This is a genomic window from Pseudoduganella sp. jia 12, from assembly GCF_055502675.1.
This window is the reverse complement of the sequence record NZ_JBUXKP010000004.1, coordinates 173422-197057: the sequence shown is the minus strand read 5'-3', so window position 1 is coordinate 197057 and position 23636 is coordinate 173422. Positions and strand designations below refer to the sequence as shown.

The window sequence follows — 23636 nt, the reverse complement described above, 5'->3', positions numbered from 1 at the left end:
GCCGGGCAGGCGCGACCGATTTCCTTCCAACGCCGACAGGAATCATCATGAAACCGATCTTCGTCATTGGCGCCTTGCTGGCCGGTGGTGCCGTATTGGCCCAGAACGGCCAGTATCCGGCGGGCTGGGGTCCGGCTCCCCAGTTGCCGGCACCGGAAAAATCGCTGATCCCCACCGTGAACGTGGCGCCCGTCGACGTGTGGAAAGGCGACGAAAAACCGGTGGCCGCGGCCGGCTTCACGGTCACGGCCTATGCGCGCAACCTCGACCATCCGCGCTGGCTCCACGTGCTGCCGAACGGCGACGTGCTGGTGGCCGAGACGAACGCCCCGCCCAAGCCGGAGGACAGCAAGGGCGTCAAGGGCGCCATCATGAAGCACATGCAGAAGAAGGCCGGTGCCGTCACGCCGTCGGCAAACCGCATCACGCTGCTGCGCGGCGTGGATGCGGACGGCGCGGCGCAGCAGCGCCACGTCTTCCTGAAGAACCTGAATTCGCCGTTCGGCATGGTGCTGGTCGACAAGGATTTCTATGTGGCGAACTCCGATGCCGTGATGCGCTTCCCCTACGAGGAAGGCAAGACGACGATCACCGCCACGGGCATAAAATTGATGAGCCTGCCGGCAGGCCCGCTGAACCACCACTGGACCAAGAACATCACCGCCAGCCCCGACGGCAAGTTCCTGTACATGACGGTGGGCTCGAACTCGAACGTGGCGGAAAACGGCATCGACAAGGAAGAAGGCCGCGCCGCGATCTGGGAGCTGGAACGCGCCACCGGCAAGTCGCGCCTCTTCGCCACGGGCCTGCGCAACCCGAACGGCATGGCGTGGGAACCGAAAACGAAAGCGCTGTGGACCGTCGTCAACGAGCGCGATGAACTGGGCAACGACCTGGTGCCCGATTACCTGACCTCCGTGAAGGATGGCGGTTTCTACGGCTGGCCATACAGCTGGTTCGGCCAGCATGTCGACACCCGCGTCAAGGAACAGCGGCCCGACCTGGTGGCGAAGGCCATCGTGCCGGACTATGCGCTGGGCGGCCACACGGCTTCGCTGGGCCTGGAGTTCTATACCGGCAAGCTGTTCCCGGCCAGCTACCACGGCGGCGCCTTCATCGGCCAGCACGGCTCGTGGAACCGCAAGCCGCACAGCGGCTACAAGGTGGTGTTCGTGCCCTTCGCCGACGGCAAGCCCTCCGGCCCGCCGCAGGATATCCTCACCGGCTTCCTCAGCAAGGAAGAACGCGCCAAGGGCCGTCCGGTCGGCGTGGCCGTAGCCAAGGATGGCGCGCTGCTCGTGGCGGATGACGTGGGCAACACGGTCTGGCGCGTAGTACCGGCGAGCAAATAACGGCTGCTCGCCGGCGAAGATCGGCGAAAAACCCTACAATCGCATCTTTGGCATCAAGGAAAAACAAGCATGCGCATCCTGCACACCATGCTGCGGGTCGGTGACCTGCAGCGCTCCATCGATTTCTACACCAAGGTGCTCGGCATGAAACTGCTGCGCACCAGCGACAACCCGGAGTACAAGTACACGCTGGCCTTCGTCGGCTATGGCAACAACCCGGACCACGCGGAACTGGAGCTGACGTACAACTACGGCGTCGACAGCTACGACCTGGGCAATGCCTACGGCCACATCGCCATTTCGACCGAGAATATCGTCGAGGCCTGCAATGCCGCGAAGGCCAGCGGCGGCAACGTGACCCGCGAACCGGGCCCCGTGAAGGGCGGCACCACGGTGATCGCGTTCATCACGGATCCGGATGGCTACAAGGTCGAGCTGATCGAGCGCTCGTTCGATGCGGACGGCGGCGGGCTGCGGTAAGCCACGCAAGCCGCAATGAAAAACGCCGGCCGTGCAATGCACGGGCCGGCGTTTTTTTATTGGCACAAGAGAAACGGTGCCCGATCAATTCGTCAGCAGCGCATTGATCGGGGCGAGATCGTCTTCCCTCAACGTCCCCGCTGCCGCCTTCAGCCGCAGGCCGTTCATGATGGTGTCATAGCGCGCCTTCGACAGGTCGCGCTGCGTGGAATACAGCTGGCGCTGCGCGTTCAGCACATCGATGTTGATCCGCACGCCCACCTGGTAACCCAGCTTGTTCGACTCCAGCGCGGACTGGCTCGATACTTCGGCCGCTTGCAGCGCCTTCACCTGGGCCAGGCCGCTGTTCACGCCCAGGTAAGCCTGGCGGGCGCTCTGCGCGGCAGCGCGCCGGTTCGCTTCCAGGTCGTTGCGGGCCTTTTCTTCCAGCGCGATCGTTTCACGCACCCTGCTGGTGACGGCAAAGCCGTTGAAGATCGGTACCGTCCACGTCACGCCGACCGTCGTGCCGCGGTTGATGCCCACGAACGTCTGGCTGTTGCGGGTCGAACTGGCCGTGAAGTCCACGGTCGGCAGGTGGCCAGCGCGGTTGCGGGCGATTTCCCGCTTGGCGATTTCCACGTTGAGCCGCTGCAGCGCCACGTTGAAGTTATCGGCCTCGGCAGCCGTGATCCATGGCTCGATATTGGCCGGCTCCGGCGGCGCGATCGTCACGCCGGCGCGCAGCGTGGACAGCGATGCCGGCGCGGTGCCGATGATCTGCTGCAGCGCCGTGCGCGCCACTTCCAGCGCATTGATGGCGGCGAATTCCTGCGCCACCACCAGGTCGTAGGCAGCCTGCGCCTCGTGCGTGTCCGTGATCGTTTGCGTGCCCACCTCGAAATTGCGCTTGGCCGATGCCAGCTGCTCGGTGGTGGCGGACTTCTGCGCCTGGATCGATGCCAGGTTGTCCTGCGCCGTCAGCACGTCGAAATAGGCCTGGGCCACGCGCACGATCACGTCTTGCTGCGCCTGCGCGAACTGCACCTCGGCCTGCGCCTGCGACAGCTTGCTCTGCTGGTAGGACTGCCAGGCTGCGTAATCGAACAGCGGCTGCGACAGCGCCAGCGTGTACACGTTCTGGTGCGTATCGGCATCGATCTTCGGGCCGCTCTGCGGCGTGGTGGAACCGTAGAAGCGCGAATGATTGCCCTGCAGCGTAACGCCCGGCAGCAACTGGGAACGCCCCTGCGTGGTCCGCTCCTGCCCCGCGGTCAGCGTATTGCGCGCGCTGGCATACGTGGCATCGTTTGCCAGCGCCTGCTGGTAAACCTGGATCAGATCGGCCGCCTGTGCCGCTGGCGCGGCCATCGTGATCGCACTGGCAATCAACACGGCGATGAGGGGTCTCTGCATTGCGTTCTCCGTTGGACTCGTAAAGTTTTGGTCAGGTGTTTTTTTGTTGTCCCGCCGCGCGCCAGCCGAAGCTTCAGTACTTCGGCATCGATTCATCCACCTGCAATGCCCAGGCGTGGATGCCGCCCGTCAGGTTCGTGACCCTAGCGAAGCCATGCCGCTCCAGGAACGCGGCCACCTGCAGGCTGCGCGCACCGTGGTGGCAGATGCAGACGATTTCCGCCTCCTCGTCCAGGTCGTCGATGCGGGCCGGAATGGTCTGCATCGGCATCAGGGTGGCACCTGCGATGTGGCAGGTGTCGAATTCCCAGTTCTCGCGCACGTCCAGCAGGAACGGGCGCGCGCGCTTGTCATCGGCCAGCCAGGCGGCCAGCTCCGGGGCGGTAATCTGCTGCATCGCCAGCCTTAGAAAGTGAAGTGCGACGGCGTGACGGCAGCCTGCAGCGGCTGCACGTCGGTTTCGAACAGCTTCTTCGTGTCGTAGCTGCCCTCGCCGGTGCGGGTGATCAGGTGCGCGGACATGACCGGCGATTCGCCGATGATCGCCAGGATGCGGCCTTCCGGCTTCACTTGCTGCAGCACCGTTTCCGGCAGCACCGGCAGCGCGCCGGCGAACACGATCACGTCGAACGGCGCGCCGTTGGCCCAGCCCTGTGCGCCGTTGCCCAGTTCCACGGTGGCGTTGGTGATGCCGTTGGCGGCCAGGTTCTTCTGCGCCAGTTCCTTCAGCACCGGGTCGATCTCGACCACGGTGACATGGCGCGCGCGGTGCGCCAGCAAGGCGGCCACGTAGCCGCTGCCGGCACCGACCAGCAGCACGTTTTCATGCTTCTTCACGTGCACATCCTGCACGATGCGCGCTTCGATCTTCGGGTTCAGCATCGATGCGCCGCCCGGCAGCGGAATGGAGGTGTCGACAAAAGCCAGCTTCCGGTAGGCTTCCGGCACGAAATTCTCGCGTTTAACGACCATCAACAGATCGAGGATATCGGTGTCCAGCACGTCCCAGGGACGAATCTGCTGTTCGATCATGTTGAATCGGGCTTGTTCGATATTCATCTTTAGACTTTGGTGAAGGAATAAGAATCCATCATTTTATCGTTGAACTGGTCTGGAAGGGATATTAACGATAACGACGGTATAAGGCGGAAAATTGCGACAGCCTGCAGTTTCGCGGGGTTGAACCAGCGAAAACATTGCGTTTCAGGCAGGGCGTGCCATGCCCCGTTCCACGAGGCCCAGCCAGGTATCCATGAAGGCTTCGGCGTCCACCGGCCCGCAGCAGGGGTCGAAGCTGTGCGCCCACAGCATCAGCATCGTGACCGGGGCGGTCAGCACGCGCGTCATCATGTCGGGATCGGCGGGCACGAATTCGCCCCGCTCCACGCCGCGCCGCACGATCGAGCCGATCAGCGCATGGCCGCGCGATATGACTTCCTCGTTATAGAAGCGGGCAATCTCAGGGAAGTTCCCGGCCTCGGCCACCATCAGCTTGGCCAGCCCGGAAGCGCGCGTGGACGCGACGTCCGCCCACCAGCGGCGCAGCATCGTGCGCAGCAATTCGCTGCACGAAGTGCTGTCGGCGGCGGCGACATCGCTTTCCGCCTGGCCGATCACCACCACGATGTTTTCGCGGACGACAGCCTTGAACAGCTCTTCCTTGTTTTCGAAATAGAGGTACAGCGTGCCTTTCGACACGCCGGCGCGGCGGGCCACGTCTTCCAGGCGGGTGGCGGCATAGCCGCGGTCCACGAACAGATCCAGCGCGGCGGCCAGCAGTTCCTGCGGCCGGGCGTCCTTGCGGCGCTCCCAGCGCGGTTTCGTGTCGGATTGCATATGAACGCTTTTGAACTGTCTGCTTCTAGTCTGCTTGCTTGTCTACTTCTTACTTACTTGCGGGTCAGTAAATTATGGACCTGCACTATGGCAACGTCAAGCGTCCACATCCTGCCTCACGGGCGATGGGTGACCCTGCTGCGCTCCGGGTGGGCGGAAAACTCGGCGCCGCGGTGCACGGTTTCCAGCTGCCCGGACGGAAACGCCTGTTCATGTTCGCCATCGTCATCGTTCCAGCGGCAGCGGATATCGTCACCCCGCGTGCCGATGACGATCATCTGCTGGTGCCAGCCGATCGGCCGCACCACGTCACCCGCTTTCGGTCGTTCGCGATCCATGGTCATCTCCGTTCTTGTGAGGTTTCATGAAACGTTCATGCTAATCCAGCCTGCCGCATCGTGACGTACCGAACGGTATTGCACGGCCACGGCGACGTATCATCGGGCAAGTGTTTTTCCAGGAGAACCGTCTTGCCGTCCAGGGATCCGCTCTTGCGGCTGCGCCGCATCCGTCGCATCGCCACCTGCCTGCTGGCCGCGATGGCTGCCGTGTTCGTTGCCGCGCGGCTGCTCCAGCCGGATTATCCGTGGCTGGGTTTCGTGGCCGCGTTCGCCGAAGCGGCCATGGTGGGCGGCCTGGCCGACTGGTTCGCGGTGACCGCCCTGTTCCGCCACCCGCTCGGCCTGCCGATCCCCCATACGGCCATCATCCCCCGCAACAAGGACCGTATCGGCGCCAACATCGCCGAATTCCTCGAACATAACTTCATTACCCCCGAAGTGGTGCGAAACGAGCTGAAGGACGTGGACCTGGCCGGCGTGTGCGCCCGCTGGCTCGCGGACGATGCCAACAACCGCGCCGTGGCCGAACGCATCGTCGGCACGATCCCCGCCGTGCTGAACATGATCGAAGACCGCGATGCCGCCGCTTTCTTCGGCGGCACGCTGGCATCGGGCATGAAGGACGTGAAGCTGGCACCGCTGTCGGGGCAGGTGCTGTCGGTGCTGGTGGCGAATGGCCAGCATATCCGGCTGCTGCAGAAGGTGCTGGGGCTCGTGGCCACCGCGCTGGAGGAAAACCGCGGCTACATCCGGCAAAAGGTGCATGACCACAGCCCGAAGTGGATGCCGAAGATGGTCGATGAAAAATTCTACGAACGGCTGATGGATGGCATCCAGAGCATTCTGGACGACATGGCCGACGAAAACGGCGCATGGCGCGAGCGCTTCCACACCGCAATCATGGAGCTGATCGAGAAGCTCGAGGAATCGCCCGAGTACGAGGCCCGGCTGCGCGGCCTGCTGGCCCGGGGCATCACGCACCCGCTGTTCCGCGAATACGTGGCCGGCGTGTGGGCGGACATCCGTTCGCGCCTCCTGGCCGCCAGCGAATCGCCCGAATCGCGCCTGCTGCTGCGCACGCAGGGCGCGCTGCGCATCTTCAGCACCGCGCTTGAAAAGAACGACACGGTAAGGACGAAACTGAACGACTGGCTGAAAAGCTTCGCCACCGAGGCGATCGTCGAGCGGCGCAGCCTGATCGTGGCCGTGGTGCGGAAAGTGATCGACAAATGGGATGCGGAGACGATCTCGGCAAAGCTGGAGACGCAGGTGGGGAGCGATTTGCAGTTCATCCGCATCAACGGCACGCTGGTCGGCGGTGTAGTCGGCGTGCTGCTGTATTCGATTTCACTGCTGCTGGGCGGGCACTGACAGGGGTACAATAGCCGGCTTTCCCCCGCATTTTTCGCTCCCGATGAACTGCCGCGACCATTGCGGTGCCTGCTGCACCGCCCCTTCCATCACCAGCCCGATTCCCGGCATGCCGAACGGCAAGCCGGCCGGTGTGCGCTGCGTGCAGCTCGATGACGATAACCGCTGCCGCGTGTTCGGCAAGCCGGAGCGGCCGGCGTTCTGCGGCGGGTTGCAGCCTTCGGCCGAGATGTGCGGCGAAACCCGCGAGCAGGCGATGGTATGGCTGGCGGAGCTGGAGCGGCTGACCGCTCCGGCGTGACACGTTCAGGTCGTGGCCCGTTCCACGATCGTAAACCCCACGTCGCGCACCGGCTCCGCCACGGTCAGCCCGTCGGCCCGCTGCATGATGTACTCGGCGGCGGTATGCCCGATCAGCGTACCGTCGACGCGCACGGAAGTGAGCGCGGGATGCAGTTCGCGCGACATGGCCAGGTCGCCCAGCCCGACGATGGCCAGTTGCTCGGGCACTTTGATGCCCTGCGCCTGGGCTTCGGTCAGCACGCCCAGCGCCACCATGTCGGAGCTGCAGAAGATCGCGTCCAGCGAGGCATCCTTGGCCAGCAGCGCGCGCAGGCCTTCGCGGCCGCTTGCCACGGAACTGGGTGCGGGCACCATGTGGGTCGGTACCACGTTCGCGCCCAGCGCCTGGGCGGCGTTGGCGAACGCGTTGTTGCGGCGGATGGCGCGTTCGTCGTCGGCGCTGATGCAGGCCATGCGGCGCCGGCCGCGGGCGTGCAGGAACTGCGCGACGGCGGTGCCCACCTTGTCATGCGAGAAGCCGACCAGCATGTCGACCGGCGTGGGCGTGAGGTCCCACGTTTCGACGACGGGAATACCGCTGGCGATCAGCCGGCGCCGCGCCAGCGTGGAGTGCATGATGCCGGTAAGGATCACGCCATCCGGGCGGCGGCCGATGATCGTTTCCAGCAGCGCATCCTCGCGCGAGCCGTGATAGCCGGACTGGCCCAGCATCATCTGGTAGCCGTTCGCCGCCAGGGTTTCCGTCAGTGCCTGCACCGTTTCGAGGAACACGGAACCGGTAATCGTGGGCACGACGGCGGCCACCAGTCGCGAGCGGCGCGAAGCGAGGCCGCCGGCCAGCAGGTTGGGCACGTAGCCGGTGCGCTCGACGGCATCCTTTACGCGCCGCAGGATTTCGTCGGACACCGCATCGGGCGTGTTCAGCGCGCGCGACGCGGTGATCGGCGCCACGTTGGCCAGGCGCGCCACGTCGCGCAGCGTCAGCCCCAGGCCCTTGCGGCGGCGGCGCTTGCCGGCCGCATTGTCGGCAGTGGAATCCTCCGCCATCAGCGCACCAGGCACGGGCGTTTGCTGTCGAACTGCCAGCCGGGGATCAGGAACTGCATCGCGGCCGCGTCGTTGCGCGCGCCCAGGCCCATGCCCAGGTAGCGCTGGTGCGCCGCCTCCACCTCATCCATGTCCAGCTCCACGCCCAGGCCCGGCTTCTTCGGCACGTCGACGAGGCCGCCGGCAATCTGCAGCGGCTGTTTCGTGAGGCGCTGGCCATCCTGCCAGATCCAGTGCGTGTCGATCGCCGTGATGTTGCCCGGCGCCGCCGCGGCCACGTGCGTGAACATCGCCAGCGACACGTCGAAGTGGTTGTTCGAATGGGAACCCCACGTGAGGCCGAAGGCCTGGCACAGCTGGGCCACGCGCACGGAGCCCTGCATCGTCCAGAAGTGCGGGTCGGCCAGCGGGATCGTCACCGATTGCAGCGCGATGGCGTGGCTCATCTCGCGCCAGTCCGTCGCGATCATGTTCGTGGCCGTCGGCAGGCCCGTGGCACGGCGGAACTCGGCCATCACCTCGCGGCCCGAGTAGCCGTTTTCCGGGCCGCACGGATCTTCCGCATAGGCCAGCACGTCGCCCTTGTCGCGGCACAGCCGGATCGCATCCTTCAGCAGCCAGCCGCCGTTCGGGTCGAGCGTGATGCGCGCTTCGGGGAAGCGTTCGGCCAGCGCCGTCACCGCTTCGATTTCCTCTTCGCCGCGCAGCACGCCGCCCTTCAGCTTGAAGTCGCGGAAACCGTAGCGTTCATAGGCCGCTTCGGCCAGCGCCACCACCGCTTCCGGCGTCAACGCTTCTTCGTGGCGCAGACGGCTCCACGCGTCCGGCGCATCCGGTTCGCTGGCATACGGCAGGTCGGTCTTGTGCTTGTCGCCGATGTAGAACAGGTAGCCCAGCATCGGCACCTGGTCGCGCTGCTGGCCCTCGCCCAGCAGCGCCGCCACCGGCACGCCGAGGAACTGGCCCAGCAAATCGAGCATCGCGCATTCGATCGCCGTTACCGCATGGATCGCCACGCGCAGGTCGAATGTCTGCACGCCGCGCCCGCCGGCATCGCGATTGGCGAACGCGGTGCGAGCCGAGTTCAGCACGGCGTTGTAGTCGCCGATCGAGCGGCCCGTGATCAGGCCTTCCGCATCCTGCAGCGTCTTGCGGATCGCTTCGCCGCCCGGCACTTCGCCGACGCCCTGCCGTCCAGAACTGTCCGTGAGGATCAGCAGGTTGCGGGTGAAGAATGGCGCATGGGCGCCGGAGAGGTTCAGCAGCATGCTGTCCCGCCCCGCCACGGGAATGACGCGGACGGAGGTGATGACTGGGGTATCGCTCATGTTCTCTTTCATTGCAGGTGCAGTGTGGTTTCCACTCGGATGTCGTCGGAGGCGCTGCCGACCATCAGCTTGAATTCGCCCGGCTCGGCACCCCATTTCAGGTCGCTGTTGAAGAACGCCAGCGTGTCGCGGTCGATCGTGAACGTGACGCGGCGGCGCTCGCCCGGCTGCAGGTGGACTTTCGTAAAACCTTTCAGTTCCTTCACGGGACGAACGACCGAGGCCACGGTGTCGCGGATGTACAGCTGCGCGATCTCGGTGCCGGCCACCTTGCCCTTGTTCTCCAGGTCGAACGACAGCGTGGCGCTCTGGCCCGGCCGCAGGATCGTGCGGTCCAGCTGCACGCCCGAGTAGCCGAACGCCGTGTAGCTCTTGCCGTGGCCGAACGCATAGCGCGGCGTGTTCGGCGAATCGATGTAGGCCGAGCGGTAGACGATGTCCTTCTCGTCCGTGACGGGGCGGCCCGTGTTGTACTGCGCGTACGAAAGCGGGATCTGGCCCAGGTTGCGGGGGAACGTGGCCGGCAGCTTGCCCGACGGGTTGTAGTCGCCGAACAGCACGTCGGCCACGGCGTTGCCGCCTTCCGAGCCGGGGAACCATGCATACAGGATGGCATCGGCGTTGTCGGCGATCTCGTTGAAGATCATCGGCCGGCCGGCGAACAGCACGGCGACGACCGGCTTGCCGGTAGCCTTCAGGCGCTGGAACAATTCCGTCTGCCGGCCCGGCAGGCCGATATCGGTGCGCGATTTCGCTTCGCCGCTCATGTCCCACGTTTCGCCGACGGCGAGCACGATCACGTCGGCCTTGCTCGCGGCGGCAACGGCGGCATCGAATCCTTCGGCTGTGGCGCAGCCCGGCGCGCAGGCAGCGGCATGGCTGATCTGCGCACCTTGCGCATGGTTGCGGATGCCGTCGACGACGGATACCACTTCACCGCGCACGTCGGAGACCACCCAGCCGCCTTCCATGTCGCGGCGCGAATCGGCCAGCGGGCCGATGACGGCGATGTGCTTCGCCCCCTTCGCCAGCGGCAGTACATTCTTGTCGTTCTTCAGCAGCACCAGCGATTTGCGGGCCACGTCGCGCGCGATGGCGCGGTGCCGGGGGTCGGCCAGCACGGTCTGCTCGCGCTGCGCATCCGAGAAGCGGTACGGATCGTCGAACAGGCCCATTTCGAATTTCTTGCGCAGGATGCGGCGCACGGCGTCATCGACGTTCTTTTGCGGCACCTTGCCATCCTTGACGGCCTGCGCCAGGTGGGCGATGAACGCCTCCCCTTCCATGTCCATGTCGCTGCCGGCATTGATCGCCTTCACGGCCGCGTCGGGCAGGTCCTTCGCGTAGCCGTGCACGACCATTTCCTTGACCGACGCCCAGTCGGAAACGACGAAGCCCTTGTACTTCCAGGCCCCTTTCAGGATGTCGCGCTGCAGGAACGCGCTGCCGGTCGCCGGCACGCCATTCAGCGTATTGAACGAATTCATGAAGGTAGCGACGCCGGCGTCGGCGGAAGCCTTGAACGGCGGCAGGTAGACCTCATACAGCTGCTGCAGGCTCATGTCGACCGCGTTGTAGTCGCGGCCGGCGACTGCGGCGCCATAGGCCGCGAAGTGCTTGGCGGTGGCCATCACGCGGTCCGTGGCGCCCAGCTTCGCGCCCTGGAAGCCGCGCACACGGGCAACGGCGATCTTCGAGCCGAGATACGTGTCTTCGCCGGCGCCCTCCATCACGCGGCCCCAGCGCGGATCGCGGCTCACATCGACCATCGGCGCGAAGGTCCAGTGGATGCCGGCCGACGCGGCTTCGCGCGCGGCCACCTGCGCCGACTGTTCGATCGCTTCCAGGTCCCACGATGCGGCTTCGCCGATCGGTACCGGGAACACGGTTCTATAGCCGTGGGTGACGTCCAGCCCGAACAGCAGCGGAATCTTCAGCCGCGACTGCAGCGCCAGCGCCTGGGCTTCGCGCGTTTCCTTCGCGCCCTTGATGTTCAGCACCGAGCCCACATTGCCCGCTTTGATTTCGGACATCTGGCTGGCGCGCTTCGCCGCCTGCGGCCCGGTGGCCTCGGCACCGGCCAGCTGGTGCAGCTGGCCCACTTTTTCCTGCAGGGTCATCTGCTTGAGCAGGGCGTCGACCTTGCGGTCGATCGCATCCTGGGCGGTGGCCAGTGCCGGCAGCGCAATGAGCGAGGCAGCCAGCGCAAGGGGTCGTAACGTCATCGACGTGTCTCCTTATTTGTATTGTTATTGCTTCTTGTCGTAGTACGCCTTCGGCGTATGGAACGCCTGCTTGCGTTTGGCGCTTTGCGGGATCAGGTCCTTGCGGTTCCAGGCGTTTCGGTGCTCGCGGCGGTCATCGTGTATTCCGGTTCGTACGGGTCGACGACGGGGTGCCGGCGGCCATGGATGGCCTGCAATGCGGGGGCGGCAAATGCCGCGCAACGCCATGCCAGCGCGGCTGCCGCAATTGCGGGAAAGCGGTTTGCATCCTGTCTCCGTCATGGTTGTTATCCGACGCTTTTGCCTGGCACCGGATATTTTGTTGGTACCGCTACCAATTTTTGTGAAAATAGTAAGCCGGGTGGTGCTGAAAGTCAAAGCAAAAAAATCGCGCACGCTCGCCCGGCTCGCAACCGTGCGCTGCTCCGCTCACCTGGCGGTCGTCGGGGTGGCGGGAAAGGCCGGCGATGCGTCGCGGCCATCCCACCCCAACCAGCAGTAGGAGATCAGCTGGATCGCCACCAGCGTGCCAAGCGGAATGGCCAGCAATGCCGGCAGGGCCAGCGCGAGCGTCAGGATACGTGCCCAATTCCTGGCCAGCGACGCGCCCCATCCCACCAGGCCGTGCGCGATGGACAGCGCGGCAACGCCGGCCGGAAATTGCCAGGCGATGTCCCTGCCGAACAGTGCCGCAGCGAGCAGCGCCACGCATGGCAACAGGTAGGCGGCGGCGAAAATGAAATGGACGCGCGCGGTCTTGGTGTGATTTTTCATCATGGGCTCCCGGAACAATGGAAGACAATTTTTGTCCAGGCGGAAACTTTATCGATTGATTTATCACACTGTCACGCTGGATCGAATGCCCGCGAACGGCGTCGAATGATGTTTCTCACCCCCGCCGATGGCGGACGTGAAAGCCATTTCCGCCTTTATTCCCGCCTTCCCGTGCCTCCGGTGGCTGCTGCGTTATATCAGCACGCATGACTTCACCATCGTTGCGTGGTACCGTATAGTGTTCGGCATCGTGGTTTCGCCACGGCCTGCACCGGCGCGGTTGCCTGGATCGACAAGATCGTGGGGCAGCAAACCCGGGCCGAACCTCACCCCCGGGTTTTAAAGCTTATCAATGGATCAACTGGACATCTCCCAACGCGCCCTGCACCTGCTCGAATCGGTCTTCGGTTACTCGGCCTTCCGTGGCCAGCAGGCAGAAATCGTCGAACAGGTCGCCAATGGCGGCGATGCGCTGGTGCTGATGCCTACCGGCGGCGGCAAGTCGCTGTGCTACCAGATCCCGGCGCTGCTGCGCGATGGCGTGGGCGTGGTGATTTCGCCGCTGATCGCCCTGATGCAGGACCAGGTGGACGCGCTGGCCGAAGTGGGCGTGCGCGCCGCTTTCCTCAATTCCACGCAAACGTGGGAAGAAACCGCCCGCATCGAGCGCATGGTGCGCACGGGCCAGCTCGACCTGGTGTACGTGGCGCCGGAGCGGCTGATGACGCAGCGCTGCTTCGACCTGCTGCAGGATTCGCAGATCGCGCTGTTCGCGATCGACGAGGCGCACTGCGTGTCGCAGTGGGGCCACGACTTCCGGCCCGAATACATCAAGCTGTCGGTGCTGCACGAGCAGTTCCCGGGCGTGCCGCGCATCGCGCTCACCGCCACGGCCGACCAGCAGACCCGCGCCGAGATCGCGCACCGCCTCGACCTCACGAATGCCGCGCAGTTCGTGTCGTCGTTCGACCGCCCGAACATCCGCTATTCCATTGTCGAAAAGACCAACGGCCGCAAGCAGCTGCTGGATTTCATCAGCGGCGAACATGCGGGCGATTCGGGCATCGTGTACTGCCTGTCGCGCAAGAAGGTCGAGGAAACGGCCGAGATGCTCAACGAGAACGGCATCCGTGCGCTGCCCTATCACGCCGGCATGGACCACGCAAAGCGCGCGGCCAACCAGGCCCGCTTCCTGCGCGAGGAAAACATCGTGATGGTGGCCACCATCGCATTCGGCATGGGCATCGACAAGCCGGACGTGCGCTTCGTGGCCCACCTCGACCTGCCGAAAAGCATCGAGGGCTACTACCAGGAGACGGGCCGCGGCGGCCGCGACGGCATGCCGGCCAGCGCCTGGATGGCCTATGGCCTGCAGGACGTGGTGCTGCAGCGCCGGATGATCGACGAATCCGAGGCGGACGAGGATTTCAAGCGCGTTCTGGGATCGAAGCTCGATGCGATGCTGGGCCTGTGCGAAACGCTGTCGTGCCGGCGCGTGCGGCTGCTCGATTATTTCGGCGAGGCGTCTTCGCCGTGCGGCAACTGCGACACGTGCCTGTTCCCGCCCGTGTCGTTCGACGGCACGGTGCCCGTGCAAAAGCTGCTGTCGACGATCTACCGGGTCGACCAGCGCTTTGCCGCCACCCACGTGATCGAAGTGCTGCGCGGCCAGGAGACCGAGCGGATCAAGACATGGCGCCACGATGCCCTGTCGGTGTTCGGCGTGGGCGCCGACCGCAGCGAACAGGAATGGCGCGCCATCCTGCGCCAGGTGATCGCGCTGGGCCTCGTCACGGTCGACCACGACCAGTACATGTCGCTGAAACTGACGGATGCCGCGCGCCCGGTGCTCAAGGGCGGCCAGAAGGTGCAGCTGCGGCAGTACCAGAAACCCGTCAAGGTGAAGCGCGGTTCCACGCCGAAGGGGTATGTGGAAACGGATCTCGCTCCGGAAGAACAGTCGATCTTCGAGCGCCTGCGCACCTGGCGGATGGGCGCCGCGCGCGAGCACAACGTGCCGGCCTACGTGATCTTCGTCGATGCCACGCTGCGCGAGATCGCCAAGGCCAAGCCCACTTCGCTGGACCAGTTGCGCGGCGTTTCCGGCGTGGGCGAAAAGAAGCTGGCTTCCTATGGCGACGACATCGTGCGCCTGATCCGCGACCTCACTTGACCTTCACCTGACGTTCACCCGGGCTTCATCCCCTGAGCGCGGCGCGCCACTGCCCCGGCGGCACGCCCGTCGCCGCGCGGAAGCGGTGGCTGAAGTGGGACAGGTCCGCATAGCCGCACGCGTCGGCCACCTGCTGCAACGGCAACGCTCCCGTTTTCAGTAACGCCCTGGCACGGTCGATGCGCCGCGCCGCGATCCATGCCGATGGCGGCATGCCGAACGACGTGCGGAACATCCGCGCCAGGTGGAATTCCGACAGGCAGGCCACGTCGGCCAGCCGGCCCAGCGTGATGGCCTCGTGCAGGTGCGCCTCGATCCACTCGGCCAGCCGGCGCCGCAGGTAAGGCGCCAATCCCCCTTTCAGCCGCAGGTTCGGACGCAGCGCCGCCTGGTCGTGCAACAGGCCCGACAGCGCCTCGTGCATGATCTCGTTGGCGCGCAGCAGCCCGTCGGTGCCGAGCCAGGGCACCTGCAGCAGCGACTGGCACATCGCCGCCAGTTGCGGATTGTCGAAATAGGTGCGGTCCTGCAGCATCAGTTCGCGCGGTTCGCGGTCCAGTTCCACCACGGCGCGGCGCGTGAAATGCTCGGGCATGAAGTAGATGTGCATCAGCCGCAGCGAATCGCGCACCATCCAGCGCGACTCGTGCCAGTCCGGCAACGAGCACAGGCGCTGCGGCCCGCCGAACTGCCCCGGCGAGCCATTGCGCTCCACCCGGTAGCCGCCGCCCAGGTAGCACGACAGCGTGTGGTGGCCCGGCTCGCTGTAGATGGTCTCCTGCTCGTCCGTATGGCGCTCCCATACGGCCGCCGCCAGGCCATCGCCCAGCCATGCAAAGCGCTCCAGCGTGGCCTCGGTGCCGCTCATCGTGCGAAACACCGCGTGGCCCATCGCATCGGCCGGCGCCGCGTCGAGCGCCGCCCGCGCCGCCGGGGTCATGCGCTCATGGGGGATCGGTCTGGTATCGAGGTCGGTGTTCATGGCGAAAAGTCTAGCACCCTCCACCATCCCGCCAACGGCCCCGCCCGCGAAATGCGCAAGACCAGACAACCAGGCAATGCTCCCACCGCGCAATATTTCCAAAATGAGGGACTGGAGAGGTTGATGGCATGGCCATCAACCGCTGCGCAGGCGAGGAGCATGCTCCTCGAAACCCCTGCTACGCCCCCGGTTTTGGGAAACTTTGGGATACGGAAATGAATGCTCTTCTTTATGCGATTACCGTGCTGATCTGGGGCACGACGTGGCTCGCCATCAAGCTCCAGCTGGGCGACGTGCCGGCGCCGGTGTCGATCGCGTGGCGGTTCTGGCTGGCGGCGGTGGTGCTGCTGCTGATCCTGGTGGTGACGAAAAAGCCGGTGTGGCCGCCGCGCCGGGCGTGGCGCTACCTGGTGGCGCAGGGCACGGCCCTGTTCTGCTGCAATTTCCTGTGCTTTTACTATGCCAGCGCGCATGTGCCGAGCGGCCTCGTGGCGGTGGTGTTTTCCACGGCGCCCGTGTGGAACGCGATCAACGGCCGGCTGTTCATGGGGCGGCCGATCCGGGGATCGGTGATGGGTGGCGCGGCACTGGGCCTGGCCGGCATCGGCCTGCTGTTCCTGCCGCAGATGCAGGGCCACTGGACTGACGTGAACTTGCTTGTTGGCCTGGCGCTGGCGCTGCTGGGAACGCTGTGCTTTTCGGCGGGGAACCTGCTGTCGTCGCGCATGCAGGCGCTGGGGCTGACACCGTGGCTGACGAACACGTGGGCCATGTTCATCGGCGCCGCCATCCTCACGCTCGGCGCGCTGGCGCTCGGCATGCCGTTCCGCTTCGAACCGACCGCGCAATACGTGGGATCGCTGCTGTACCTGGCGATCCCCGGCTCCGTGATCGGTTTCACGGCCTACCTGCTGCTGGTGGGGCGGATGGGGCCGGACCGCGCCGCTTACTGCACGGTGCTGTTTCCGGTAGTGGCGCTGACGGTATCGTCGGTCTACGAGGATTACCACTGGAGCGCCGCCGCGTTCGGCGGGCTGGCGCTCGTCATCGCCGGCAACCTGCTGGCCTTCCTGCCCGCGAAAACAAAAGCGCCGGCGGCCGCGGTGGCGGTGCCGGCGCGTCCATGACGGCGATGAGGATTACTTCTTCGTGAACACCAGGTCCCACACGCCGTGGCCCAGCTTCAGGCCGCGGTTCTCGAACTTGGTCAGCGGGCGGTAGGCAGGCTGCGGCGCGTAGCCTTCCGCCGTGTTCTGCAGGCCCTCTTCGGCGGACAGCACTTCCAGCATCTGCACCGCGTAATCTTCCCAGTCGGTGGCCAGGTGCAGGTAGCCGCCCGTTTCCAGCCGGTCGACCAGCAGCTTCACGAATGGCGGCTGGATCAGGCGGCGCTTGTTGTGGCGCGCCTTGTGCCACGGGTCCGGGAAGAACACGTGCACGCCGGCCAGCGTGCCGGCCGGGATCATGTTGTTCAGCACTTCGACCGCATCGTGCTGGATCACGCGCAGGTTCGCCAGCCCTTCTTCGCCGATCAGTTTCAGCAGGCTGCCCACGCCCGGCGTGTGCACTTCGACACCGATGAAATCCTTCTCCGGCATGTGCTTCGCAATGTGGGCCGTGGTCTGGCCCATGCCGAAGCCGATCTCCAGCACGACCGGCGCGGTGCGGCCGAACGCCGCTGCCGTGTCCAGCGGCGCCTTGGCATACTCGATCATGAATTGCGGCCCCAGGTCGTTCAGCGCGCGCTCCTGCGCGGTGGACAGGCGGCCGGCGCGGGTGACGAAGCTCTTGATGCGGCGTTCGGTCGGGTCGTACAGCATGGACCGCGCGGGGCCCTTCGGTGGAGTTTCGGAAGACATGGAACTTTGCTGAAAAAAAGGGCGATTATAGCAGTTGCCCCAAGGCCACCAGCGCCTTGCCGTCTGCTACACTTACCTTTCAACCACCTTCTCCTGGAACGAACATGGCGACATCATGGCCGCTCCCCGTGCAGGCAGTACAGGCCCTCCCGTGCGTGCCGGACATTCTCTCGGTGATGGCCGAGATGACGGGCCTGCGCTTTGTCTGCGTGGCGCACGTGACACCAACGAGCTGGACCACCTGCGCCGTGCTCGACCAGATCGGCTTCGGCCTGCAGCCGGGCGACCCGCTCGACGTGCGCACCACGCTGTGCGACAGCGTGCGCCGGGCCGACGCGGTGATCGTGATCGACCACGTCAGCCAGGACGACCTGTTCCACAACCACCCGTGCCCGCAGCAGTACGGCTTCGAAAGCTATATCTCGATTCCCATCTACGACAGCCAGGGCAGCTTCTTCGGCACGCTGTGCGGGCTGGATCCGCGGCCGCTCACGTTGTCCGAAGCGAAGACGGTGAAATCGCTGGAATTGTTCGCGCAGCTCATTTCCAAGCAGCTCGAGGCGGAAAAACGCCATGCCGACCACGTGTCCAAGCTGAGCGACGAACGCACCACGTCGCAACTGCGCGAACAGTTCATCGCGGTGCTGGGCCACGATATCCGCACGCCGCTGTCGTCGATCCTGCACGGCGCGGAGATCCTGCAGCGCCGTGGCGCCGACGACACCACGCTGGCGATCGCCCGCACCATCCTGCGCAGCGGACAGCGCATCGCGCGCATGATCGACGACGTGCTCGATTTCGCCCGCGGCCGGCTGGGCGGCGGCATCGCCACGGAACTGCAGCCGGTGGACGACCTGGCCGATGCGCTGGCGCAGGTGGTCCTCGAATGCAAGAGCGAGCACCCGCAACGCACGATCGTCAGCGATATCGCCGTTGCCGGCATCGTGTGGTGCAACCGTGACCGCGTAACGCAACTGCTGTCGAACCTGCTGGCGAATGCGCTGCGCTATGGCGAAGCCGGCACGCCCGTCCACGTGACCGCACACGTGGAAAACGGCACTTTCCGGCTGGCCGTGGCCAACGAAGGCGACACCATCGCCCCGGAAAAACTCGGCAAGCTGTTCCAGCCCTACTGGCGCGACGACGATGGCCAGCCGCGGCGCGGCCTCGGCCTGGGCCTGTACATCGCTTCGGAAATCGCCCACGCGCACGGCGGCACGCTGTGCGCCGTATCGCAGGACCGCCACACGGAATTCACCTATTCGGCACCGGCTGGGCTGCGATAATAGCGGCCCCTCATTCCCGGATCGACCCGTGCAACTCGTCCTCAACATCGCAATCATCATCGTGGCGCTGCTGGCGCTGTACTTCCTGCTGAAGGGCCGGCCGAAGCCCGCGCCTTGGCAGGGCCACCCCACCGGTGGTTCCTACACGCCCGTACCGGACGGCGAACCGGTGCGGCACTGGTCCGACGGCGGCCGCTTCGAGCTCGAGGTGGTGGGGGAATCGCGCTACCGCGACACGATCCGCGCGCTGGCCGGCGAACACGGCGAAGGCAAGGCGGACACGCGCCACCCCGCCCTGCTGCTGCCGGACGATGCGAACCCCTACGAGGACAAGGCCGTGGCCGTGTTCCTCTCCGGCCGCATGGTGGGCTACCTGGCACCGAAGGATGCGCAGGCGCTGCGCCAGATGCTGGCGCGCCACGAGATCGACGGCAAGCCAACGTCGACGGACGCCGCGGTGCGCGGCGGCGGAACATGGGAAGGCAAACGCCTCGCTTATTCGGTGTGGCTGGATGTGTCGCTGACCGGCTGAGCGGCCGGCAGTCCCGCTCCCGGCCGGATGGCGAGGATGCGTTCTTCGACGTGCCCGCCGTCGATCAGTTCGCGCGCCAGCGCGCGTGCCTCGATCTCGGCCGCATGCTCGCGCTTGAACAGCGCCGGTGTTTCGATCACGATGGGCGGCTCGAACCCACGGCCCGTATAACGGTGCGCCTTGATGTGAATGCAGCCGCGGTAGCGCCCGGCCTCTTCCGCCACCTCGACGCTGTAGACGTAACCCTTCACCCAGATATCTTCGGTCATGCTACTTTGACATTGTGAAAGCGCGGATGCTAGCATGCGCGACCGGGGCCGCGCGCACGCTTGCCGCCCTGGCGGCAAGCCGTCTTACAGGAACGTCAATGGGCCTTGCCGAGATGTTCGCGCACGGCTTTCGCGCTGGTTCCCGCTTCCTGCACGGCCTTGCGCAATTCTTCCGGCGACAGGCCCAGCTCCTTGGTCCAGTAGCGCAGTTCCCACTCTTCGTTGACGTTGATGCGGCTGCGGTCCTGCGGGCCGCGGTCTTGCAGATTGTCCGACATGATGTTCTCCTCGATCGATAATCCGAAGCAAAATACCCGATACGACAAACGTCGTTCATGAAAGCATCGCTCGCGGTGCATTGCCGGTCGGTTAGATGACGCACCTTGCGGCAAGGTCGTTCCGCATCTCAGTCACCGAGCGGGCGGATATGGAGCCGGAATTCCTGCTGGTCCGGGTAAGCGCGCAGCAACTCCAGTGGAGTGCGCCGGCGGCGCGCCCATTCGCGCACGAGCTCTTCGGCCTCCTTCGATGCGTTCGCTCCCAGCACGAGGCCCGTCAACGCTTCGGGCGCGAATGCCACCGGACCCGGGCCTTCGTAGCGGATGGCCCGCCATTCCCCTTCGTACAGCCAGTGCCGGCTCTTCATCAGGAACGTCTTGGCCGCCATGTCCTCGTCGCCGTCGCGGAACGGGTTGACCAGTTCGCGCCGCGACTCGTAGCCGATCGGCCGTGCATCGCGCAGGAATGCCGCGCGCGGATCGAAGCGCAGGCACACACCCTTGTGGCAATCGGCATAGTGCGACCACATCAAAATATGGTCGCGCTCCGAGGAAAGGCACAGCACGCCCACTTCCTCGGCCAGGATCCGCGAATGCAATTGCTGGATCTTTTGCTGCCCCTGCGGCGTGCGCAGGTCGGTGGCGGGATCGGACAGGATCTTTTCCAGCTCTTCCTCGCATGCCCGCTCGGTCAGCTGCGGCATCTGCTTGCTGCACATCCGGCGGTAGTAGGCCTTCATCTCGTCGAACGGCGCATCGAAGGAAAACGCGGGCCGCGAATCGAACGGATCGTTGAACGTGCACGGCGGCGCAAAGTAGATCGTGTTGTCGCACACGATCTGCCGCGTGAACTCGATATCGCACTCGCTGGTGAAGGGCCGGTATTTGTACAGGTATGCCGGGTCCACGATAGATCCTCCCGCCTTGATGCCGAACGCTGTGATGACGAATAATCTTAGCGAAACGGGCAGGACGGCGCGCACGGCCGCCGCGGCAGCCGTGTCGTGACGAACAGGCATGCGCAGCCGGTAACCGAGTATCGGGAACCGTCAGAACTTCGCGCGGATGCCGAACACGATGCCGCGCCCGGCCAGCGGGGCGATATCCTTCAGCACCGACGTCGACGCGCGGATCTCGTCGTCGAGGAGGTTTTTCGCCAGCAGGAAATACGTGAGGTCGTAGGCCCCCGCCTTCTGCGTGTACGAGAGGTTCGCGTTGAGCTGGTTGTAGCTGTCCGTGGGCGTGCTCTCGAACGCAGCGAGCCTGTCCTGCCCGCGCGCATGCACGAGCGACAGCCCGGCGCGCAGCGCATCCATCTTGTAGGCAACCGAAGCGCCGATGCGGTCGGCCGGTTGCAATGGCAGGCTGCCGCCCGCATCGAGCTTGCCGCGCGAGGTATCGGCGAACAGGCGGCCCGACCAGCCCGCGCCATGCTCGTTGACCGTCAGCTCGGCCTCGCCGCCGCGGATCGTGGCATTGGCCTGCTCGAAGATGCGCTCGCGCAGTTCCTCGCCGGGGTTGCCCTCTTCATCCACGAGCGCGCCGGTGACATTGCCATAGATAAAATCATCGACCTTGTTGCGGTACAGGTTCGCCTTCCAGCGCACCAGGCCACTGGTCTTCTGCACCGACAGCTCGACGTTGCGCGACACTTCCTTGGCGAAGTCCGGGTTGCCGATGTCGAACGTGACGGTGGCGTCGTGCGGGCCATGCGAATACAGCTCCTCGGTGGCCGGTGCGCGCTGCGCATACGAGAACGTGAGGCCGGCGGCATAGCCCTGCATGAACGGCCACTGCGCGCCCACGGAGCCCGATTTCAGGTCGAACGAACGGTCAACGCCCGCAGCTATTCCCGTCTTCGGTTGACGCTTCACGTGCTCGAGCCGTCCGCCGGCCGACAGGCGCACCGGCCCGAGGTCTTTTTCCTCGACGAGGAAGCCGGCCTGCGACGTGGACCGCGTGACCGGCACCGTATCCGGCCCGCCTTCGGCCGACAGTGCGGAAAAGTGCGTGTTCTCCGTCTGGATGCCGAACGTGCCGCGCCAGCCGGCCACCGGCAGGTGCGACAGCTCCACGCGCGTTTCGGTCGAGCGGTTGTCGAAGACGACTTCGGGTGCATCATCTTCGCCCAGCTCCGCATGGTTGTAGCTGGTGTGGCCGGCCTTGAACTTCAGGTTCTCGAAGCCCGCGAATGGCGCGCGGACCAAGCCTTCGATGTCGTAGCGCGTCTGTTCCTGGTCGATGCGCGAGCCTTCGGCGCTGGGGATGCCGTACAGGTTCGTCAGGTGCGACACCGACGCGCCGACATAGCCCCAATCGTCGACATACGAACCGCCGAGACCCACATTGCGCTCGCGCGTAAAGGAGTTGGCGAGGCGGCCGGAACCCGATGCCGGATCGCCGATGATGCGCGTGCCGGGAATCTTGTAGTCGTCCGCGTTGCGCCAGTTACCGTCCGCATGCAGCGCGAACTTGCCAATGGAACCATCGATCGTGCCGGAGGCGTTCTTGCCCGTGTCGACAGTGCTGTAGCGCGCTTCCGCCTGGCCGGTCAGCTTCGGCTCCAGCGTTGTCGGGATGCGTTCGTTGACGACGTTGACGAGGCCACCGATCGCGCCCGAACCATACAGCAGCGCGGCCGGGCCGCGCAGGATCTCGATCTGGCGCGCGACGGCGCCTTCGGCGGCCACCGCGTGATCGTTCGACAGGCCGGACACGTCGGACACGGCCATGCCGTTCTCCAGCATCTTTACGCGCGGGCCTTCCATGCCGCGGATGATGGGACGCGACGCGCCGGCGCCGAACGCGGAGGCGGACACGCCCAGCTCCTGCGACAGCGTTTCGCCCAGCGAGCTACCGGCCTTGTCGCGCAGCTCGTCGCCCTGCAGCACCTTGGCCGGCGTGAGGATCTGGTCGCCCTCGCCGCTGCGGAACGGGTTGGCGGTGACGATGACTTGCTGGACCGGGCCGGCACCCTGGGCGTCAGCGCTGGTAGTGTCGGCGAATGCGGTGGAAGAGATGGCGGCCAGGATGGCGCTGGCCAGCAGCGTTTTTTGCGTGTTCATGTGTTGCGTACCTCGAATAGGGAATGACGAGCCGCCGCCGCGCAATGCCTGCGCGGCGGCTCAAGTGACTGCTTGATTGTGCTGGTCAGGCCCGGGGCGGGGCACGCGGCTGGAAGGCGTGGACGGTCTTGCTGCTGGCCGGCCTTGCTGCGGGTTCGATCCCTGGCAGATAGCCATTGCCGGCCACCTTGAAGTGATACGTGGGAACGGCAAGTGCATGCGCGAGCTGGTCGGCGGAGAGGCACTGGGCGCACAGGTGATCCGCCGCCGTCGGCGGCGCGCCGTCATCCTTGCCGCGCAACTGCTCCGTGACGGTGCGCTGGACGTGCGTATAGCCGTGCGCCAGCGCCAGCTGCTGGGAAACCAGCAACAGCAGGGAGAGCAGCAGTTGGACGAATATGCGCGGAGACATACGGCTGTGCGGAAGGCTTCCGGTTGGCTGGCCTGGCGTGAGGGGCGCCTTGGCCTGGCTACGAAGTGAAATCTGATATCTGGAGCGGGTGAAAGGGATTGAACCCTCGTCTTAAGCTTTGGGAACTGTTAGAGGAAGCCTGCAATCATGGGACATTGGCGAAAGATCGCCCTCCCCTATATCCGCATTTTGCGCTGCATGATACTCCGCCTTTACAGAGCGAAGCAAGTCACTTTGGGGAGGGCGCGCTGCCGTGAGGCCGTTGCCGTGGACATGGTGGGGGCGGGAAAGCACTTTGGTAGTACGCGCTATCCGGCATGAATAATGG

The 23636-nt window shown here is 65.3% G+C and carries 25 protein-coding genes and 1 pseudogene; 9 read left to right on the top strand and 17 right to left on the bottom strand.

The window, feature by feature from the left end; all coding sequences use genetic code 11:
* Window positions 1–47 precede the first annotated feature (47 nt).
* On the top strand, window positions 48–1352 hold the full coding sequence (locus ACY65G_RS10130) for a PQQ-dependent sugar dehydrogenase (protein WP_464997235.1): 1305 nt from the start codon (window positions 48–50) through the stop codon (window positions 1350–1352).
* A 69-nt stretch (window positions 1353–1421) separates the two neighbouring features.
* On the top strand, window positions 1422–1832 hold the full coding sequence (gloA, locus tag ACY65G_RS10125; protein ID WP_464997234.1) for a lactoylglutathione lyase: 411 nt from the start codon (window positions 1422–1424) through the stop codon (window positions 1830–1832).
* 84 nt (window positions 1833–1916) lie between these two features.
* Here the strand turns inward: gloA and ACY65G_RS10120 are convergent, their stop codons facing one another.
* From ACY65G_RS10120 to ACY65G_RS10100, 5 genes are all read right to left on the bottom strand, one after another.
* A complete protein-coding gene (locus ACY65G_RS10120) occupies window positions 1917–3227 on the bottom strand; it encodes a TolC family outer membrane protein (protein WP_464997233.1) in 1311 nt (436 codons plus the stop codon).
* A 73-nt stretch (window positions 3228–3300) separates the two neighbouring features.
* A complete protein-coding gene (locus ACY65G_RS10115) occupies window positions 3301–3624 on the bottom strand; it encodes a rhodanese-like domain-containing protein (protein ID WP_464997232.1) in 324 nt (107 codons plus the stop codon).
* A gap of 8 nt (window positions 3625–3632) precedes the next feature.
* Complete coding sequence (locus ACY65G_RS10110) at window positions 3633–4286, bottom strand: protein-L-isoaspartate O-methyltransferase family protein (RefSeq protein WP_464997231.1); 654 nt, start codon at window positions 4284–4286, stop codon at window positions 3633–3635.
* A 144-nt stretch (window positions 4287–4430) separates the two neighbouring features.
* Entirely contained in the window at window positions 4431–5063 is a 633-nt protein-coding gene (locus ACY65G_RS10105) for a TetR/AcrR family transcriptional regulator (RefSeq protein WP_464997230.1), read from the bottom strand.
* A gap of 116 nt (window positions 5064–5179) precedes the next feature.
* On the bottom strand, window positions 5180–5401 hold the full coding sequence (locus ACY65G_RS10100) for a hypothetical protein (protein WP_464997229.1): 222 nt from the start codon (window positions 5399–5401) through the stop codon (window positions 5180–5182).
* A gap of 132 nt (window positions 5402–5533) precedes the next feature.
* Here ACY65G_RS10100 and ACY65G_RS10095 point away from each other — a divergent pair, with 132 nt between their 5' ends.
* Both ACY65G_RS10095 and ACY65G_RS10090 read left to right on the top strand, forming a co-directional pair.
* On the top strand, window positions 5534–6775 hold the full coding sequence (locus ACY65G_RS10095; RefSeq protein WP_464997228.1) for a DUF445 domain-containing protein: 1242 nt from the start codon (window positions 5534–5536) through the stop codon (window positions 6773–6775).
* Window positions 6776–6818: 43 nt separating this feature from the next.
* Window positions 6819–7076 (top strand): YkgJ family cysteine cluster protein, encoded by a 258-nt coding sequence (locus ACY65G_RS10090; protein WP_130187333.1) that lies wholly within the window; start codon window positions 6819–6821, stop codon window positions 7074–7076.
* Window positions 7077–7081: 5 nt separating this feature from the next.
* Here the strand turns inward: ACY65G_RS10090 and ACY65G_RS10085 are convergent, their stop codons facing one another.
* Genes ACY65G_RS10085 through ACY65G_RS10065 form a run of 5 tightly spaced genes read right to left on the bottom strand, consistent with a single transcriptional unit; the run spans window position 7082 to window position 12455 of the window.
* Window positions 7082–8125: a LacI family DNA-binding transcriptional regulator gene (locus tag ACY65G_RS10085; RefSeq protein WP_464997596.1), complete on the bottom strand. Its 1044-nt coding sequence runs from the start codon at window positions 8123–8125 to the stop codon at window positions 7082–7084.
* Entirely contained in the window at window positions 8125–9453 is a 1329-nt protein-coding gene (gene gudD / locus ACY65G_RS10080) for a glucarate dehydratase (protein WP_464997227.1), read from the bottom strand. Before gudD ends, ACY65G_RS10085 begins: the two co-directional genes overlap by 1 nt.
* An 8-nt stretch (window positions 9454–9461) precedes the next feature.
* The gene (locus ACY65G_RS10075) at window positions 9462–11678 is read right to left on the bottom strand and encodes a glycoside hydrolase family 3 N-terminal domain-containing protein (RefSeq protein ID WP_464997226.1); all 2217 of its coding nucleotides are present in this window, start codon (window positions 11676–11678) and stop codon (window positions 9462–9464) included.
* 24 nt (window positions 11679–11702) lie between these two features.
* Entirely contained in the window at window positions 11703–12074 is a 372-nt protein-coding gene (locus tag ACY65G_RS10070; RefSeq protein ID WP_464997225.1) for a hypothetical protein, read from the bottom strand.
* A 33-nt stretch (window positions 12075–12107) separates the two neighbouring features.
* Window positions 12108–12455 carry a hypothetical protein gene (locus ACY65G_RS10065; RefSeq protein WP_464997224.1) on the bottom strand — a complete coding sequence of 116 codons (348 nt, stop codon included), beginning with the start codon at window positions 12453–12455 and terminating at the stop codon, window positions 12108–12110.
* A 148-nt stretch (window positions 12456–12603) separates the two neighbouring features.
* Here ACY65G_RS10065 and ACY65G_RS10060 point away from each other — a divergent pair.
* Window positions 12604–12746: pseudogene (locus ACY65G_RS10060) on the top strand (undecaprenyl-diphosphate phosphatase); the annotation flags it as partial.
* A gap of 58 nt (window positions 12747–12804) precedes the next feature.
* Window positions 12805–14625 (top strand): DNA helicase RecQ, encoded by a 1821-nt coding sequence (gene recQ, locus ACY65G_RS10055; protein ID WP_130187327.1) that lies wholly within the window; start codon window positions 12805–12807, stop codon window positions 14623–14625.
* A gap of 25 nt (window positions 14626–14650) precedes the next feature.
* Here recQ and ACY65G_RS10050 read toward each other — a convergent pair whose 3' ends face one another.
* Complete coding sequence (locus ACY65G_RS10050; RefSeq protein WP_464997223.1) at window positions 14651–15607, bottom strand: helix-turn-helix domain-containing protein; 957 nt, start codon at window positions 15605–15607, stop codon at window positions 14651–14653.
* 215 nt (window positions 15608–15822) lie between these two features.
* Here ACY65G_RS10050 and ACY65G_RS10045 point away from each other — a divergent pair, with 215 nt between their 5' ends.
* The gene (locus tag ACY65G_RS10045; RefSeq protein WP_464997222.1) at window positions 15823–16734 is read left to right on the top strand and encodes a DMT family transporter; all 912 of its coding nucleotides are present in this window, start codon (window positions 15823–15825) and stop codon (window positions 16732–16734) included.
* Between the two features lie 12 nt (window positions 16735–16746).
* Here the strand turns inward: ACY65G_RS10045 and trmB are convergent, their stop codons facing one another.
* Window positions 16747–17427, bottom strand: a complete 681-nt coding sequence (trmB, locus tag ACY65G_RS10040) for a tRNA (guanosine(46)-N7)-methyltransferase TrmB (RefSeq protein WP_464997595.1) — start codon at window positions 17425–17427, stop codon at window positions 16747–16749.
* Window positions 17428–17570: 143 nt separating this feature from the next.
* On the opposite strand from trmB, the gene ACY65G_RS10035 reads away from it, so the two are divergent.
* Together ACY65G_RS10035 and ACY65G_RS10030 are read left to right on the top strand one after the other, a co-directional pair.
* Window positions 17571–18752 carry a GAF domain-containing sensor histidine kinase gene (locus ACY65G_RS10035; RefSeq protein ID WP_464997221.1) on the top strand — a complete coding sequence of 394 codons (1182 nt, stop codon included), beginning with the start codon at window positions 17571–17573 and terminating at the stop codon, window positions 18750–18752.
* A 28-nt stretch (window positions 18753–18780) separates the two neighbouring features.
* A complete protein-coding gene (locus ACY65G_RS10030; protein ID WP_464997220.1) occupies window positions 18781–19284 on the top strand; it encodes a hypothetical protein in 504 nt (167 codons plus the stop codon).
* Here the strand turns inward: ACY65G_RS10030 and ACY65G_RS10025 are convergent.
* The 5 genes from ACY65G_RS10025 to ACY65G_RS10005 all read right to left on the bottom strand — a co-directional run bounded on the left by ACY65G_RS10025 (window position 19248) and on the right by ACY65G_RS10005 (window position 23308).
* The gene (locus tag ACY65G_RS10025) at window positions 19248–19553 is read right to left on the bottom strand and encodes a hypothetical protein (RefSeq protein WP_464997219.1); all 306 of its coding nucleotides are present in this window, start codon (window positions 19551–19553) and stop codon (window positions 19248–19250) included. The genes ACY65G_RS10030 and ACY65G_RS10025 overlap by 37 nt on opposite strands.
* A gap of 95 nt (window positions 19554–19648) precedes the next feature.
* Entirely contained in the window at window positions 19649–19831 is a 183-nt protein-coding gene (locus ACY65G_RS10020; protein WP_464997218.1) for a DUF3606 domain-containing protein, read from the bottom strand.
* Between the two features lie 128 nt (window positions 19832–19959).
* Entirely contained in the window at window positions 19960–20850 is an 891-nt protein-coding gene (locus ACY65G_RS10015; RefSeq protein WP_464997217.1) for a DUF2971 domain-containing protein, read from the bottom strand.
* Window positions 20851–20880: 30 nt separating this feature from the next.
* Window positions 20881–22896, bottom strand: a complete 2016-nt coding sequence (locus tag ACY65G_RS10010; protein ID WP_464997216.1) for a TonB-dependent receptor — start codon at window positions 22894–22896, stop codon at window positions 20881–20883.
* Window positions 22897–22981: 85 nt separating this feature from the next.
* Window positions 22982–23308: a hypothetical protein gene (locus ACY65G_RS10005; RefSeq protein ID WP_464997215.1), complete on the bottom strand. Its 327-nt coding sequence runs from the start codon at window positions 23306–23308 to the stop codon at window positions 22982–22984.
* Window positions 23309–23636 lie beyond the last annotated feature (328 nt).